General features: G+C 18.4%; 2 protein-coding genes. Both read left to right on the top strand.

The genetic code is table 11. From position 1 onward, the window contains the following. Positions 1-183 precede the first annotated feature (183 nt). Positions 184-507, top strand: coding sequence for a hypothetical protein (locus tag KTO59_RS04405; protein ID WP_284928846.1), 324 nt, complete (start codon positions 184-186; stop codon positions 505-507). A 113-nt stretch (positions 508-620) separates the two neighbouring features. After that, positions 621-1,004, top strand: a 384-nt coding sequence (locus tag KTO59_RS04400; protein WP_284928844.1) for a Panacea domain-containing protein, incomplete at its 3' end; no start/stop codon positions are given.

Genomic DNA, 1,004 nt, shown 5'->3' with positions numbered 1-1,004 from the left:
TATAATCCACGCAAAAAATGGAAAAACAACATTATTACTCATCAATCTTTAAAAGATTTTTTTACAAAATAAAAACTTTATAATCTTTAAATTTACATTATTTTTAAAATATATTATTTTAATAATATAAAATTTTAATAACAAAAAAACAATATATAAACAAAAATAGAAAGGAATAAAAAAATGACTATAGCATTAAGTTGGTTATTAACTAACGTAACAATAATAATAACAATAATAATTTCATTAAAATTTTTCACTAAAGATTTTACACCTGATTTTAATCGTTTAAACGATAAAATAGACGACAAAATAGATAAATTAAACGATAAAATTGATAAATGTGATAATAAATTAAACGATATTGATAAAAATTTAGAATTATTAAAAACAGAATTTTCACATCATCGAGAAAATTTAAATGAAATTAAAGAAACAAAAGAAATAATAAAAGAAACTTTTAAAAAAATGAATAAATTCATGGATAATAATAATAAAAAAACATAATTTGTCATCAAATATAAATAAAAAAATAATTTTTAATAAAATAAACAAACCCAAGACTCTCATTTTTGAGAGTCTTTTTTTTACACCCAAATTCAACCAAAAAGGAAAATATTATGAAAAACCAAATTAAAAAAAATATTAATATGAAAGAACCAAATTTTGAAAACATTCTATTTACTATGGCAAATTATATTATTAAAAAAAACCCAACAATAACTAATTTAAAATTACAAAAAATTTTATATTATATTCACGCTCATTATTTAGTAAAAAATAAAAAAGATTCTAGCAAAGAACTTTTTCCTGATTGTTCTATTCATGCTTGGATTTATGGTCCAGTTTTTCCTAATTTATATTTTAAACTAGCACAATATGGTGATGACCCTGTTAAATTAATTAAAGAAAATGAATTTATATCTGTTAAATTAACAAAAGAACAAATAGAATCAATTGAATATATTTTAAAAAAATATGGTAATATGAAACCTGTCGAATTG

Origin of the sequence: Candidatus Phytoplasma sp. AldY-WA1 (genome assembly GCF_020312115.2) — a bacterium.
Taxonomy (GTDB): Bacteria; Bacillota_I; Bacilli_A; order Acholeplasmatales; family Acholeplasmataceae; genus Phytoplasma; species Phytoplasma vitis.
This window is presented reverse-complemented; position numbering and strand designations above follow the sequence as displayed.

Coding starts and splice junctions, on each gene's coding strand:
- KTO59_RS04405 (WP_284928846.1), top strand. CDS start 184: ATGACTATAGCATTAAGTTGGTTATTAACTAACGTAACAATAATAATA.